The organism is Actinomadura montaniterrae, assembly GCF_008923365.1.
GTDB lineage: Bacteria > Actinomycetota > Actinomycetes > Streptosporangiales > Streptosporangiaceae > Spirillospora > Spirillospora montaniterrae.
On sequence record NZ_WBMR01000045.1, the window covers coordinates 1 to 14,548 of the forward strand.

Consider the following 14,548-nt stretch of genomic DNA (forward strand, 5'->3'; position numbering starts at 1 on the left):
GGGCGCCGCGTACGCCGGGCCCGCCAGCGCGGGACGCGCCGGGCGGGCCAGCCCGCGCGGCGCCCCCGTGGCGGACCCGACCGGGTGCGCGACCAGCGGCGGCTCGGCGCCGCTCATCAGCTCGCGCGGCTCGTCCAGCACGACCAGCGAGTGCGGGACCAGCACGATCGCGCTCGTCCCGCCGTACGGGGACGGCTGCAGCGACACGCTGATGCCGTGCCGGTCGGCGAGCCGCGCCACGACGAACAGCCCGAGCCGCTCGGTGTCGACGAGGTCGAACTCCACGGTGCTGGACAGCCGCCGGTTCAGCTCGTCGCGCTCGTCCGGGTCGAGCCCGACGCCGCGGTCGACGATCTCGACGGCCAGCCCGTTGGCGACCGTGTCGAGCTTGACGGTGACCTCGGTGGTCGGCGGGGAGAACGACGCGGCGTTCTCGATCAGCTCGGCGAGCAGGTGGATCACGTCGGCGACGACGGTGCCGGTCACCGCGGCCGACGACGCGCCGGTCACCTCGACCCGGGTGTAGTCCTCGACCTCGGCGATCGCCGCGCGGATGACGTCCTCGGCGGACACGGGGTGGTCCCAGGCGCGGACGGTCGGCGACCCGGACAGGATGACCAGGCCCTCGGCGTGCCGGCGCATGCGGGTGGTGAGGTGGTCCAGCCGGAACAGGTCGTCCAGCTCCTCGGGGCTGGCGGCGCGGCGCTCCATCTGGTCCAGCAGCCGCAGCTGCCGGTGCAGCAGCGACTGGCTCCGCCACGACAGGTTCACGAACACCCGGTTGATGCTCGCGCGCAGGTCGGCCTCGCCGACCGCGGTGCTCACCGCGGTCCGCTGGACGGCGCCGAACGCCTCGCCGACGAGCGCGATCTCCCGGGTGCCGCCGATGACCGGCGGCGGCGCCTCCGCCTCGACGTCGACGGTGTCGCCGCGGCGCAGCCGCGCCACGACCCGCGGCAGCCGCTCGTGCGCGAGCTCCTGCGCGGTCCGCTGCAGGTGCCGCAGCTCCTCGGTGATGCGGTGGGCGAACAGCAGCGACAGCACCACCGAGGCGGCGACGGCCAGCAGCCCGAGCCCGCCGATCAGGTAGAAGCCGAGCATGATGCGGCGGCCGGCGGGCTTGACGTCCTTGTTGCTCACCTGGTCGCCGGCCTTCGCCGCGGCCTGCAGCCACACCGGCGACAGCGCCGCGATCGTGGTGCGCCACTCGCGCTGGGACGGGGCGAACCCGTTGTTCACCACCGCGTTCTCCAGCGCCGTGTAGGCGGTGTACTGCGACGAGTTCGCCAGGTCGTCCATGATCGCGGAGATCTTGCCGTTCCCGGCGGCGCGGCCGAGCTCGAAGAACTGGTTGCGGGTGCTGGCCCACCCGGCGAACGTGGTCCGCTCGTCCGAGCCCAGCGTGCCGCTCCGCAGCCCGGACACGAGGTCGGCCTCGCGCAGCATGAACTCGCGCGCCCAGTAGTTGTCCAGCAGCGCGTTGGTCTGCTGGTACACCGGGACGGCGTTGACGCTGACCAGCGTGGTGAGCACCCGGATCGTGCCGTCGATGATCTTGCTGTAGCCGCCGATCGCGCCGAGCGGGGTGGTGCCGTCGATGCGGATCTGCGCGCGCAGCGACTCCAGCCCGTCGAACGCGCCGCTGAGGGTGTGGACGCGCCGCTCGACGGCGTCGTCCATCGCGCCCGTGGCGTCGGAGGAGAAGGCCGACTTGCGGAACGCGGTCACCATCGCGTCCGTCCGTCCGGCCTGCTCCTTGAACCGCGTCTCGTTCGCGGCCTTCGGGTGGGACAGCGACGCGACGGCGGCGGAACGTTCCTGCTGCATCGCCTCGATGACGGTCGTGGCGGGCAGGCCGACCTTGTCGTAGACGGTCGCGAAGTCGTACCGCTCGAGCGCGTTCGACAGCGTGACACCGGTCGGGACGAGCCACAGGACCAGCAGCGAGGCCAGCGGGACCGCCAGCAGCAGCGCGATCCGGCGCCTGATGCTGCGGGTGCGCGCCCGGCCGGTCCGGATGCGCGGACGCCGCGGCGGCGCGGGCGCCTGGTCGGGTCGCGTCACCGGTTCACTCCCTGTGTGTGTGCGTTGCGGAGCCGGCTCCGTCGCCGAGCTGCAAAGGCCCGCAGCATACTGAGTCGGATTTATCGCTGACCAGGGGTATCAACTGCTATTTATCGGACGCGCACGCGCGGTGACCTCGACATCAGGGCGGAAACGGGGACGTCCGGGCGGCGCTGGCCGCATCCGGCTACCGCCGCGGATTGGCAACTCTAGATCTTGTTGGCGGTAAGCCCACATGTCACGCTTCGTGGAATTTGTCCCCCACGCAACGGAGACACGGTCATGCGCAGAGCCGCGCTCGCCTCCCTCCTGGGGCTGTCGCTCGCCGCCACCGCGGTGGCGGCGGCCGACGCCCAGGCCGCCGGACCGGACCGGTCACGGCTCGCCTCGCTCGTCACGCTCAAGGCCGTCCGCGGGCACCAGCTCGACCTGCAGAGGATCGCGGACGCGAACGGCGGGAACCGGGCCGCCGGCCTCGACGGCAACAAGATCACCATCAAGTACGTCGCCGACCAGCTGAAGCGGTACGGCTACAAGCCGACGGTCCAGAACTTCACCTTCGACTTCTGGCAGGAGAACGCCCCCGCGACGTTCGCCGAGACCGCTCCCACGCCGAAGGCCTACACCCCCGAGACCGACTTCGCGACGCTCCAGTACTCCGGGTCCGGCGACGTCACCGCCGCCGCGACGGCCGTCGACCCCGGCGCGACCGGGACCGGCAGCGGCTGCGAGGCCGGCGACTTCACCGGCTTCCCGAAGGGGAACATCGCGCTGATCCAGCGCGGCGGCTGCTTCTTCTCCGTCAAGGCCGGCAACGCCATCGCCGCGGGCGCGAGCGCCGTCGTCATCTACCAGCTGCCCGGTCAGCCGGGCCCGGTCGCGGGCACGCTCACCACGCCGCACTCGGTCCCCGTCGTCGGCCCGACGAACGCGGTCGGCACCGACCTCGTCAAGCAGGCGCAGAACGGCGGCGTGACGCTGCACGTCAAGACCGACACCACGAACCAGAAGCGCGAGGCGGCCAACGTCATCGCCGACACCCCGCGCGGCCGCGCCGACAACGTCGTGGTGGTCGGCGCGCACAACGACAGCGTCGTCGCCGGGCCCGGCATCAACGACGACGGCTCCGGCACCGCGACGCTGCTGGAGATGGCCAAGCAGATCCACAAGCTCGGCAAGAAGGTCCGCAACCAGGTGCGGTTCGCCTTCTGGGGCGCCGAGGAGGAGGGCCTGCTCGGCTCCCAGTACTACGTCGACAACCTGCCGCAGGCGGAGCGCGACAAGATCGCGCTGATGCTCGACTTCGACATGCTCGCCTCGCCGAACTACGTCCGGTTCGTCTACGACGGGGACAACAGCGAGGGCGGCAACAACGTCGACACTCCGCCCGGCACCGGCGCGATCGAGAAGGCGTTCAACGACTACTTCGGCGGACGCCATCTCGCCACCGACCCGACCGCGTTCGACGGCCGCTCGGACTACAACGCCTTCATCACCGCGGGCATCCCGGCCGGCGGCATCTTCACCGGCGCCGAGAAGATCAAGACCGAGGAGCAGGCGAAGGTGTACGGCGGCACCGCCGGCGTCGCCTACGACCCCTGCTACCACTCCGCCTGCGACCGCTACGACAACGTGAACCTGCAGGGCTTCGACCAGATGATCGACGCCACCGCGGCGGTCACCGAGTTGTTCGCGCACAGCACGCTCACGGTCAACGGCAACGCCCTGGCGCGCAAGAACGCGCTCGCGAAGAAGGTCCCGCCCGCCCGCGTCGGCTCCTACCTCACGCGCTGACGCCACGCCGAGCCGCGGCGCGCCGTCCCCATGGACGTCTCATGGGACGGCGCGCCGCGAGCGATCGGACGCCGCGCCGCGACCCCGGCGGCGCGGGCGGCGGGCAGGGCCGGCGGGCGACGCCGGCCAGGAACCAGAAGCCCGACGGGTCGTCGGGCACCTCGTCCGGCGAGCCGGGACGCCACAGCGGCCCGTGTACCAGGCCGGGGTCGACCAGGTCGAAGCCGGTGAAGAAGGCGCCGATCTCCTCGGCGGTGCGCAGCGTCGGCTCGCCCTGCGCGACGGCCCGCCGGTACACCTTCGCGACCGCCTCGCCGGTCTCCCGCCTGTGCGTGCCGTGGCTGACGGCCAGGTGGCTGCCGGACGCCAGCGGCGCGGTCAGCTCGGCCAGGATGCCGGCCGGGTCCTGCTCGTCGGTGACGAAGTGCAGGACGGCGACCAGCAGCAGCCCCACCGGCTCGTCGAAGTCGATCATCTTGCGGACGGTCGGGTGGCCGAGGACGTCCGCCGGGCGCGTCAGGTCCGCCTGGATGACCGCGGCGTTCGGCTCGCCGCCGAGCAGCGCGGTGCTGTGCGCGACCGCCACCGGGTCGCGGTCGACGTAGACGACGCGCGCCGCCGGGTCCACCCGGTGGACGATCTCGTGCACGTTGCCCTGCGTCGGGATGCCGGAGCCGATGTCGAGGAACTGCCGGATCCCCGCCTCCGCGGCGAGGTACCGGACCGCCCGCACGAGGAACGCCCGGTTCGCCGCCGCGATCGCGCGGGCCCGCGGCTCGATCGCCTCCAGCGTCCGGGCGATGTCGCGGTCGGCGGAGAAGTTGTGCGCGCCGCCGAGCAGGTAGTCGTAGACGCGCGCGACGCTCGCCTGGTTCGGGTCGATGCCGCTCGCCCAGTCCGGGTCGTTCAACGGGTCCCCTCTCGTTGTGCGGTCGGCGCGCCCGCGCCGGTCAGGTGCCGGTGCGGACGAGCATCACGGTGACGTCGTCGTCGTTGGGCGGGGCGGCCAGCTTCGCCACGACGTCGGCGCAGGCGTCCTCCAGCCGGGCCGCGCCGCCCGCGAGCGCGGACCGCAGCGCGGCGATCCCGGCCTCCAGGTCGCGGGCGCGGGTCTCGATCAGCCCGTCGGTGTACAGCGCGAGGGTGGAGCCGTCGGGGACGGCCACCCGGATGTTCTCGTAGTCGGCGCCGTCCAGGCCGAGCGGGAGGCCGGGTGGAAGGTCGAGGACGTCGCAGCCGCCGTCCGGGTGCACCAGGATCGGCGGGGGATGCCCGGCGCGGGAGATCTCGGCGGTGCCGGCTGCGGGGTCCAGGACGGCGCACGCGCAGGTCGCGAACTGGACGGGCCCGATGTCCGGGGCGATGCGGTCCAGCCAGGCGAGGATCTGCGCCGGGTCCTTGCCGAGCATCGCCAGTGTGCGCGCGGCGGCGCGCAACTGCACCATGGCAGCGGCGGCGGCCGACCCGTGCCCCATCGCGTCGCCGATGACGAGCGCGATCCGCCCGGCGGGCAGCGGGATGATGTCGCACCAGTCGCCGCCGACGAGGTTGGCGCGCCCGGCGGGCACGGACCGGTGTGCCACCCGCACGCCCGGGACGGCGCCCGGCGGCAGCGGCAGCAGTCCCGCCTGCAGCGCGCGCGCCGCCGCGTGCTCGCGCTGGTAGCGGCGCGCGCCGTCCAGGCATCGGGCGGTGAGGGCGGCCAGCTCGCCGGCCAGCGCGGCCTCGGCGTCGGTGAACGGGCCCGCCGCGGACCCGCGCGCGAACGCCACGAGCCCGAGCACGGCCTCCCCGGTCCGCAGCGGGACGAGCAGGAAGTCCGACAGATCGGCGAGCCGCTCGCGGGCCGGGCGCGGCGGCGGCACCCGCGGCTTGAGGACGAAGTGCCGGTCCAGCTCCCCGAACCGCTGCGGCGTCCCGTCGGCGAGGCAGGCGGCGTAGGCGCTGCCCGCCGCGAACACCACCATCTCCCCGGCCGGGAACAGCGGCTCCAGGTCGGCGCCGGTCGCGCCGACCGCGATCCGGCGCGCCTCCACCGCCCCGGCGCCGGGCGGGCGGGGCGGCTCGTCGCCGACGATCAGCTGCTCGGCGACGTACACCCCGACCGTGTCGGCGAACCCGCCGAGCGCGACCGCGACCAGGTGCCGCGCGACCCGCTCCATGTCCAGCACGCCGGCCATCCGCATGCTCGCGGCGCTCAGCAGCCGGAGCCCGGCGGCCTCGGAGTCGGCGTTCACGTCCTACGCCTCCTGCGGGCGCTCGGGTGAATCGTGACGAGGGGCGCTGAATCGTGCAGACATGATCATTCCGCGCCGTCGCGGACACCGCAAGCGTTTCCGGAAGCCCCCTCCGCTTCGGCCGCTCAGCCCAGGTCCAGGGCCTCCGCGACGGCGCGCAGCGCGGGCAGCGGGTCCTGGCCGGAGCCGGTCAGCACCTGGACCGCGACATGGTCGGCGCCCGCGTCGAGGTGCTCGGTCACCCGCGCGGCCGCCGCCGCGGCGTCCCCGTGCGCGACCAGCGCGTCGATGAGCGCGTCGCTGCCGTCGCCGGCGAAGTCCGCGGCGGTGAACCCGAGCCGCTCCAGGTTCGCGACGTAGTTGCGCATCTTCAGGTACGTCCCGGACAGGTTCGCCCGGGCCAGCGCGCGGGCGCGGCCCGCGTCGGTGTCGACGATGACCTTCTGCTCCGGTGCGAGCAGCGGCCACTCGCCGAGCTCGGCGCGGGCCCGGCGGGTGTGCTCCGGCGTGGTCAGGTACGGGTGGGCCCCGGCCGCCCGCTCGGCCGACAGCCGCAGCACCCGCGGCCCGAGCGCCGCCAGCACCCGCCCCGACACCGGGACCTCCCGGGCGTCCAGCCGGTCGAGATAGTCGACGATCTTCTCGAAGGGCCTGCGGTACTCCTGCGTGGCCTCGCGGTGCCCGATGCCCGCGCCGAGCAGGAACCGGCCGCCGTGCGCGGCGTTCAGCCGGTGGTAGGACGCGGCGGCCTCCTCCGCCGGCGTCGCCCACATGTTCACGATGCCGGTCGCGACCATGATCCGGTCGGTCGCGGCCAGCAGCCGCTCGGCGATGCCGAGGTCGCCGGGCGGCGAACCGCCGAGCCAGATCGTCCCGTAGCCGAGCCGCTCCACCTCGCCGGCCAGTTCCGGACTCAGGTCGCTCCAGAGGCGCCAGATGCCGACGCGCCCCGTGTTGATCTCCGCCATGTCCCCCTCCAACGGCAGGTGCCTTCGCGTGCCCACTACCCGCGGCTGCGAGGATGAGACCATGACCGACCGGCGCCGCCTGCTGCTCCTGGACGGCCACTCGCTGGCCTACCGGGCGTTCTACGCCCTGCCGGTCGAGAACTTCGCCACGACGTCGGGCCAGCCCACCAACGCGGTCTACGGGTTCGCGAACATGCTGGCCAACGCGCTGCGCGACGAGCAGCCGACGCATCTCGCGGTCGCGTTCGACGTCTCGCGCCGCACGTTCCGCACCGAGGCGTTCCCCGACTACAAGGCGACCCGGTCGCGCTCGCCCGGGGAGTTCGGCAGTCAGCTGGAGATCCTCGACGACCTGCTCGGCGCGATGAACGTGCCCGTGCTGCGGGCGCCCGGCTACGAGGCGGACGACGTCATCGCGACCCTCGCGACGAGGGCCGTCGCGGACGGCCTCGACGTCCTCGTGGTCACCGGCGACCGCGACGCGCTGCAGCTCGTCTCCGACCACGTGACCGTCCTGTACTTCTACCGGACGGCGTCGGAGATGATCCGGTACACGCCGGAGGCGGTCGAGGCGAAGTACGGGCTGACGCCCGCGCAGTACCCCGACTTCGCGGCGCTGCGCGGCGACCCGTCCGACAACCTGCCGAGCATCCCCGGCATCGGCGAGAAGACGGCCGCGAAGTGGATCCGCGAGTACGGGTCGCTCGCCGCGCTGCTGGAGCACGCGGACGAGGTGAAGGGCAAGGCGGGGGAGCGGCTGCGCGCCGCGCTCGACACCGTCCGGCTGAACCGGCGGCTGACCGAGCTGGTCCGCGACGTCGACCTTCCCGTGGACGTCGCCGGCCTGCGGCGCCGCCCCTACGACATCGCCGCCTTCACCTCGCTCCTGGACGACCTGGAGTTCCGCAACGCGAGCCTGCGGCAGCGCCTGTTCGCCGCGGACCCCGGCGGCGGCCGCCCGGCGGAGCCCGCCGGGCCCGTGCTGCGCGGGCACGAGCTCGGCCCGGACGAGCTGGCGCCGTGGCTCGCCGCGAAGGCGACGGGGCTGGTCGGGCTCGCCGCCGACTGCACGTGGGCGCGCGGGTCCGGCGACATCGCGCGGATCGCGCTCGCCACGCCCGACGGGTTCGCCGCCGCGTTCGAGCCGTCCGCCCTCACCGCCGACGACGAGGCCGCGTTCGCGGAGTGGCTCGCCGACCCGGACCGTCCCAAGGCGGTGCACGACGTCAAGGCGCTGCTGCGCGTGCTGCCCGAGCGCGGCCTGCGGCTCGCCGGCGTCACGACGGACACGGCCATGGCCGCCTACCTGCTGCTGCCCGGCCTCGCCGCGTACGGGGTCGCGGACGTCGCGGCCCGCTACCTCGGCCGCCGCCCGCCCGAGGACGGCCCGGACGGGCTGATGCTGCAGGCCGGCGCCGTCCTCGACCTGGCCGGGCGGCTCGCCCCCGACCTCGCGTCCACCGGGATGGACGAGCTGCTCAGGGACGTCGAGCTGCCGCTGTCCGGCCTGCTCGCCCGCGCCGAGCGCACCGGCGTCGCCGTGGACGCCGGCCTGCTGCACGAGCTGGAGCGGCACTTCGCCGGCGGGATGGAGCGCGCCGCCGCCGACGCCGCCGAGATCGCCGGGCACCCCTTCAACCCCGGCTCCACCAAGCAGCTCCAGGAGGTGCTGTTCGGCGAGCTGGGGCTGCCGAAGACCAAGAAGATCAAGTCGGGGTACTCCACCGACCTCGACGCGCTGACCTGGCTGGCGACGCAGACCGACAACGGCCTCCCGCAGATCCTGCTGCGCCACCGCGACCTCGCCCGGCTGCGCGCGACGGTCGCCGGGCTCGTCCGGGAGGTCGGCGCGGACGGGCGCGTCCACACCACCTTCCAGCAGACCGTCGCGGCGACCGGGCGGCTCACCTCCACCGAGCCGAACCTGCAGGTCATCCCCGTCCGCACCGAGGAGGGGCTGCGGATCCGCCGCGCGTTCCGGCCCGGCGAGGGGTTCGACGCGCTGCTGACCGCCGACTACGGGCAGCTCGAACTGCGCGTCATGGCGCACCTGTCGCAGGACCCCACGCTGCTCGCCGCGTTCGCGTCCGGCGAGGACCTGCACAGCACGATGGCGGCGCGGGTCTTCCAGGTCGCCCCGGACGCGGTGACCCCGGACATGCGCCGCAAGATCAAGGCGATGTCGTACGGGCTGGCGTACGGGCTGTCGGCGTTCGGGCTCGCCAAGCAGCTCGGCATCCCGATGGCGGAGGCGCGCCCGTTGATGGACGCCTACTTCGAGCGGCTCGGCGGCGTCCGCGACTACCTGGAGGAGGTCGTCGCGGCGGCCCGCGTCACCGGCCACACCAGCACGCTCCTCGGCCGCCGCCGCTACCTGCCGCACCTGACCAGCGACAACAGGCAGCGCCGCGAGACCGCGGAGCGGATGGCGCTGAACGCGCCGGTGCAGGGCTCCGCCGCCGACATCGTCAAGATCGCGATGCTGCGGGTGGACGCGGCGCTCACCGCCGCCGGGGCGCGCAGCCGGCTGCTGCTGCAGGTGCACGACGAGATCGTCCTGGAGGTCGCGCCGGGCGAGCACGAGGCCGTCCGCGACCTCGTGCGCGAGCGGATGACCACCGCGTACCCGCTCACGGTCGGCCTGGACGTGGCGATCGGCGCCGGCCCCGACTGGGCCGCCGCCGCCCACTGACCGGCTCCCGCGACCGCCGCTACTGGAAGGCGGACGCGCCGGTGAGGGCGCGGCCGATGACCAGCGAGTGGACCTCGGAGGTGCCCTCGTAGGTGAGCACCGACTCCAGGTTGGCGGCGTGCCGGATGACGGGGTATTCGAGCGTGATGCCGTTGGCGCCCAGCAGGGTGCGGCAGGTGCGGGCGATGTCGATGGCCTCGCGGACGTTGTTGAGCTTGCCGACGCTGACCTGCTCGGGGGTGATCGTGCCGGCCTCCTTGAGGCGGCCGAGGTGGATCGCCAGCAGCAGGCCCTTGCCCGCCTCCAGCGTCATGTCGGCCAGCTTCTGCTGGGTGAGCTGGTACGAGGCGAGGGGGCGGTCGAACACCCGCCGCTCGCCGACGTAGTCGATGGTGGTCTCCAGGCAGTCCAGGGCGGCGCCGATCGCGCCGAACACGATCCCGAAGCGCGCCTCGTTCAGGCAGCTCAGCGGCCCGGACAGGCCGCGCGCCTCCGGCAGCATCGCGCCGGCGGGCAGCCGCACCTCGTCCAGCACCAGCTCGCTGGTCACGCTGGCGCGCAGCGACAGCTTGCGCTCGATGTCGCGGGCCTGGAAGCCGGGGGTGCCCGCGGGGACGAGGAAGCCGCGGATCCCGTCGTCGGTGCGGGCCCACACGACCGCGACGTCCGCGACCGACCCGTTGGTGATCCACATCTTGGTGCCGGACAGGACCCAGTCGGCGCCGTCGCGGCGGGCGCGGGTCCGCATCCCGGCCGGGTCGGAGCCGAAGTCGGGCTCGGTGAGGCCGAAGCAGCCGATCGCCTCGCCGCGCGCCATCGCCGGCAGCCACTGCTGCTTCTGCTCCTCGCTGCCGTGCTTCCAGATCGCGAACATGGCGAGAGAGCCCTGCACCGACACCAGGCTGCGCAGCCCGGAGTCGGCGGCCTCCAGTTCCAGGCAGGCCAGGCCGTAGGAGACCGCGCCCATCCCGGCGCAGCCGTACCCCTCCAGGTGCATGCCCAGCACGCCGATGGACCCGAACTGCCTGGCCAGCTCCCGTGCCGGGATGCCGCCCTTGTCGAACCACTCGGGCAGGTGGGGGCGCAGTTCCTTGTCGCAGAGCCTGCGGACGGTGGCGCGGATCTCGCGCTCCTCGTCGCTGAGGAGCCCGTCGATGCCGAACAGGGCGGTGGGGTGGACGGTCCGGTCGCGCGGTGAGGTCGTCATGCGCGGAAGTCTAGTATTGGATCCAATATCCGTGATCCAGTGCCCTCCGCGTGAGATGGTGACCCGATGACCGTGCAGCACCGGCGGCCGCCGACGGCCCAGCAGTTCGTCCTCGACGAGCTGCGCCGCGCCATCACCAGCGGCCGGCTCCGCCCGGGCGCGCCGATCCGGCAGGACGTGGTGGCCGAGGAGTTCGGCGTCAGCCGCGTCCCGCTGCGCGAGGCGCTCAAGACCCTGCAGGGCGAGGGCCTGGTCACCTACCGCGCGCACCGCGGCTACTACGTCGAGGAGCTGTCCCTGGACGACCTGCGCGAGGTGTACCGGATCCGCACCCTCCTGGAAGAGGAGGCCGTCCGCCGCGCCGCCGCCCGGGTCACCGCCGCCGACCTCGCCGCACTCGACCGCGCCGAGGACGAGGTGGAACGCGCCGCGCAGGCCGGTGACGTCCTCGCGATGGCGGCGGCGAACCGGGCGTTCCACATGGCGCTCTACGAATGCGCCGGCATGCCGCGCCTCGTCCGGCTCATCCGCACGCTGTGGGACGCCACCGACGCCTACCGCTCCATCTACTACGGCGAGAACGTCAACCGCGAACGCGTCATCGGCGAGCACCGCGCCGCCCTCGCCGCGCTGCGCGCCGGGGACGCCGACGAGGCCGTCCGCGTCCTCGACGTACACCGCGCGCACGCGGTCACGGCCCTCGAACGCCTCATGCCCGAGCCCGCCTAGCCCCCGGGCCCGAGGGCTCAGCCCCAGACCTCCTCGGCGGTCTCCGCGATCAGCCGCAGCTTGGCGAACTGCTGGTCCGCCGTGAGCACGTTCCCCTCGACGGTCGAGGAGAACCCGCACTGCGGCGACAGGCAGATCTGCTCCAGCGGGACGAACCGGGCCGCCTCGTCGATCCGGCGCTTCAGCTCGTCCTTCGACTCCAGCTCGCCGCGCTTGGTCGTGACCAGCCCCAGCACGACCGTCTTGCCGGGCGGGACGAACCGCAGCGGCTCGAAGCCGCCGGAGCGCGGGTCGTCGTACTCCAGGAAGAACCCGTCCACGTCCAGCTCGGAGAACAGCGCCTCGGCGACGAAGTCGTAGCCGCCCTCGGCCGTCCACGACGAGCGGAAGTTGCCCCGGCACATGTGCGTGGTGACGGCGAGGTCCGCGGGACGGCCCGCCAGCGCCGCGTTGATCTGCCGGATGTAGCGCAGGTGGAGGTGGTCGGGGTCGTCGCCGCGCTCGGCGATCATCGCGCGCTGCTTCGGGTCGTTGAGGTAGGCGAGGCTCGTGTCGTCGAGCTGCAGGTACCGGCAGCCGAGAGCGGCGATCCGCCGCACCTGCTCGGCGTACGCGGCGGCCAGGTCGGACCAGAACTCCTCGATGTCCGGGTACACCTCCGGGTCGATCGCCGCGGGCCCGCCGCGGTAGTGGACCATGTTCGGCGACGGGATCGTCAGCTTCGGCGTGGCGCCGTCGCCCGCCGCGTCGCGCAGGAAGCGGAAGTGGTCGGCGAAGATCGTCTCGTCGAGGCGGACCCGGTCGTGCACGCGCAGCGCGGCGGTGCTGAACTCCAGGTCGCCGGACTCGTTGCGGAACCTGACCTTGATCTGCTCGTCCGCGGGGCTGATCCCGCCGAGCCGGTAGATGAAGTCCATGTGCCAGGACGTGCGGCGGAACTCGCCGTCGGTGGCGGTCCGCAGGCCGGCCTGGCGCTGCATCGCGACCGCGTCGCGGATCGCGGCGTCCTCCACCTCGGCGAGGCGCCGGCCGTCGATGCGGCCCTTGGCGTGGTCGTCGCGCGCGGCCAGCAGGTCGGCCGGGCGGAGCAGGCTCCCGACGTGGTCGGCGCGGAAGGGCGGGCGGGTTCGCGGGGACATGGCGGCTCCCTGACCGAGACGGTGCTGCCGGAACGGGCTCCACCGCCAAATCTAGGCACTCCCGCGACGGCGATCAATCGGGCGCCCAGGATCGGTTCTGACCGGCCGCGATCACCGGCCGCCCGGCGGTCGGGCGGGGCAGGGGTCGGCCGGTCAGGGGTCAGGGGGCGAGGCCGTTGCCGTGCGGCCGGCTGCGGTCCGCCTCGGGGAGGGTGCGGATGACGCTGCGCAGGTGCTCGCGGGCGGCCCGCTCGGCGGCCTCGGGGTCGCGGGCGCGGATCGCGTCGATGATCGCCAGGTGCTCGGGCAGCGACACCGCCGGGCGGCCGGGGTGCATCGCCAGCTTGAACTGGTGCCGGACGCTCTGCGCGCGCAGCCGCTCCAGCACCTCGGCGGCGGTGCGCTGGCCGCTGATCTCGCGGATCTCGCGGTGCAGCCGCTCGTTCAGCCGGGAGTAGCCGAACACGTCGCCGGACGCGACGGCGGCGCGCATGTCGTCGGCGATCTCGGTCAGCAGGCGGGCGCCGTCCTCGGTGACCCGCTCGGCGGCCTTGGCCGCGCACAGCCCCTCGATCACCATCCGCAGCTCGCTGATCTCGATGGCCTCCTGCAGGGAGATCGCGCGGACCCGGGCGCCGCGGTTCTGCACCCGCTCGATCAGCCCCTCGTTGGCCAGCTCCAGCAGCGCGGCGCGGACCGCGGCGCGGCTCGCGCCGAACCGCTCGGCGAGGTCCGCCTCGACCAGCCGCTGGTTGGGCACGAACTCGCCGGAGAGGATCGCCTCCCGGATGCCGGTCGCCACCGGGCGGCCGGTGTCCTGGTCGTCGGCTGTCGGCACTGTTCCTCCCGTGGAACCCGTGCGAAGATATTGTCGCCAATTTTGGTGCGACCCTCAGTCTAGCGGCGGGGCCGCGCCACCGCGGTCGAGGAGGCGGGAATGTCGCAGGGTACCGGGCGGACACCGGTCGTCGCCGTGCTCGGGCTGGGCGAGGCCGGCGGGGCGATCGCGCGCGACCTGGTCGCCGCGGGCGCCGCCGTCCGCGCCTACGACCCGGCCGTCGCCGCCCCGGACGGGACGGCCGCCGCCACCGGCGAGGCGGACGCGGCCACCGGCGCCGACCTGGTGCTCAGCGTGAACAGCGCGCACGACGCCGCGGCCGCGCTGCGCGCCGGGATCCCGGGCGCGGGCACCGCCGTCTGGGCCGATATGAACACCGCCTCGCCCGGCCTCAAGCGGGAGCTGGCGGCGACCGCGGCGGCGGCCGGCGTGCGGTTCGCGGACATCGCGATCATGGCGCCGGTGCCCGGCCGCGGGCTGTACACCCCGATGCTGGCCAGCGGCGACGCGGCGGCGGACGCCGCGTCGCTCCTCACCGGGCTCGGCGCGTCCGTCGAGGTGATGGACGCCGAGGCGGGCGCCGCCGCGACCCGCAAGCTGCTGCGCAGCGTCTTCTTCAAGGGCCTCGCCGCGTCGGTCGTGGAGGCGCTGGAGGCGGCGCGCGCGGCCGGCTGCGAGGACTGGCTGCGCGGCAACATCGTCGAGGAGCTGGTCGCGGCGGGCGAGCCGACCGTGGACCGCCTCGTCGCCGGGACGCACCGGCACGCCGTCCGCCGCGCCGCGGAGATGGCCGCGGCGGCCGACATGCTGACCGAACTGGACGTCCCGCCCACGATGGCCGCCGCGTCCCGCGACCTGCTCCGCCGCCTCTCTCCCTGAC

Annotated in this window: 11 protein-coding genes; 4 read left to right on the forward strand and 7 right to left on the reverse strand. The window is 74.0% G+C overall.

Annotated features, from left to right (window positions below; all coding sequences use genetic code 11):
- A partial coding sequence (locus tag F9B16_RS17785; protein ID WP_151541203.1) for a sensor histidine kinase occupies positions 1-2,064 on the reverse strand: 2,064 nt, incomplete at its 3' end.
- Between the two features lie 282 nt (positions 2,065-2,346).
- On the opposite strand from F9B16_RS17785, the gene F9B16_RS17790 reads away from it, so the two are divergent.
- Positions 2,347-3,858: a M20/M25/M40 family metallo-hydrolase gene (locus tag F9B16_RS17790; protein WP_151541204.1), complete on the forward strand. Its 1,512-nt coding sequence runs from the start codon at positions 2,347-2,349 to the stop codon at positions 3,856-3,858.
- Here F9B16_RS17790 and F9B16_RS17795 read toward each other — a convergent pair.
- From F9B16_RS17795 to F9B16_RS17805, 3 genes are all read right to left on the reverse strand, one after another.
- The gene (locus F9B16_RS17795; protein ID WP_151541205.1) at positions 3,848-4,768 is read right to left on the reverse strand and encodes an SAM-dependent methyltransferase; all 921 of its coding nucleotides are present in this window, start codon (positions 4,766-4,768) and stop codon (positions 3,848-3,850) included. The two genes, F9B16_RS17790 and F9B16_RS17795, sit on opposite strands and share 11 nt — an antisense overlap.
- A 40-nt stretch (positions 4,769-4,808) precedes the next feature.
- Positions 4,809-6,095, reverse strand: a complete 1,287-nt coding sequence (locus F9B16_RS17800) for a PP2C family protein-serine/threonine phosphatase (protein ID WP_151541206.1) — start codon at positions 6,093-6,095, stop codon at positions 4,809-4,811.
- Between the two features lie 125 nt (positions 6,096-6,220).
- Entirely contained in the window at positions 6,221-7,063 is an 843-nt protein-coding gene (locus F9B16_RS17805) for an LLM class F420-dependent oxidoreductase (RefSeq protein WP_151541207.1), read from the reverse strand.
- A 61-nt stretch (positions 7,064-7,124) separates the two neighbouring features.
- Between F9B16_RS17805 and polA the strand changes: the two genes are divergently transcribed.
- Positions 7,125-9,755 (forward strand): DNA polymerase I, encoded by a 2,631-nt coding sequence (polA, locus tag F9B16_RS17810; RefSeq protein ID WP_151541208.1) that lies wholly within the window; start codon positions 7,125-7,127, stop codon positions 9,753-9,755.
- A 19-nt stretch (positions 9,756-9,774) separates the two neighbouring features.
- Here polA and F9B16_RS17815 read toward each other — a convergent pair whose 3' ends face one another.
- Positions 9,775-10,962, reverse strand: a complete 1,188-nt coding sequence (locus tag F9B16_RS17815) for an acyl-CoA dehydrogenase family protein (RefSeq protein ID WP_151541209.1) — start codon at positions 10,960-10,962, stop codon at positions 9,775-9,777.
- A 66-nt stretch (positions 10,963-11,028) separates the two neighbouring features.
- On the opposite strand from F9B16_RS17815, the gene F9B16_RS17820 reads away from it, so the two are divergent.
- Positions 11,029-11,691 (forward strand): GntR family transcriptional regulator, encoded by a 663-nt coding sequence (locus F9B16_RS17820; RefSeq protein ID WP_151541210.1) that lies wholly within the window; start codon positions 11,029-11,031, stop codon positions 11,689-11,691.
- 17 nt (positions 11,692-11,708) lie between these two features.
- Here the strand turns inward: F9B16_RS17820 and F9B16_RS17825 are convergent, their stop codons facing one another.
- The gene (locus F9B16_RS17825) at positions 11,709-12,830 is read right to left on the reverse strand and encodes a 5-methyltetrahydropteroyltriglutamate--homocysteine S-methyltransferase (RefSeq protein ID WP_151541211.1); all 1,122 of its coding nucleotides are present in this window, start codon (positions 12,828-12,830) and stop codon (positions 11,709-11,711) included.
- A 160-nt stretch (positions 12,831-12,990) separates the two neighbouring features.
- Entirely contained in the window at positions 12,991-13,668 is a 678-nt protein-coding gene (locus F9B16_RS17830) for a GntR family transcriptional regulator (protein ID WP_225991715.1), read from the reverse strand.
- Between the two features lie 99 nt (positions 13,669-13,767).
- Here F9B16_RS17830 and F9B16_RS17835 point away from each other — a divergent pair, with 99 nt between their 5' ends.
- Complete coding sequence (locus F9B16_RS17835) at positions 13,768-14,547, forward strand: NAD(P)-dependent oxidoreductase (protein ID WP_151541212.1); 780 nt, start codon at positions 13,768-13,770, stop codon at positions 14,545-14,547.
- The last annotated feature ends 1 nt before the right edge of the window (position 14,548 follow it).

Excerpts from the sequence above, each read along its gene's own strand:
- polA (WP_151541208.1), top strand. The coding sequence starts at position 7,125 with ATGACCGACCGGCGCCGCCTGCTGCTCCTGGACGGCCACTCGCTGGCC.
- F9B16_RS17790 (WP_151541204.1), top strand. The coding sequence starts at position 2,347 with ATGCGCAGAGCCGCGCTCGCCTCCCTCCTGGGGCTGTCGCTCGCCGCC.
- F9B16_RS17820 (WP_151541210.1), top strand. The coding sequence starts at position 11,029 with ATGACCGTGCAGCACCGGCGGCCGCCGACGGCCCAGCAGTTCGTCCTC.
- F9B16_RS17825 (WP_151541211.1), bottom strand. The coding sequence starts at position 12,830 with ATGTCCCCGCGAACCCGCCCGCCCTTCCGCGCCGACCACGTCGGGAGC.
- F9B16_RS17815 (WP_151541209.1), bottom strand. The coding sequence starts at position 10,962 with ATGACGACCTCACCGCGCGACCGGACCGTCCACCCCACCGCCCTGTTC.
- F9B16_RS17835 (WP_151541212.1), top strand. The coding sequence starts at position 13,768 with ATGTCGCAGGGTACCGGGCGGACACCGGTCGTCGCCGTGCTCGGGCTG.
- F9B16_RS17805 (WP_151541207.1), bottom strand. The coding sequence starts at position 7,063 with ATGGCGGAGATCAACACGGGGCGCGTCGGCATCTGGCGCCTCTGGAGC.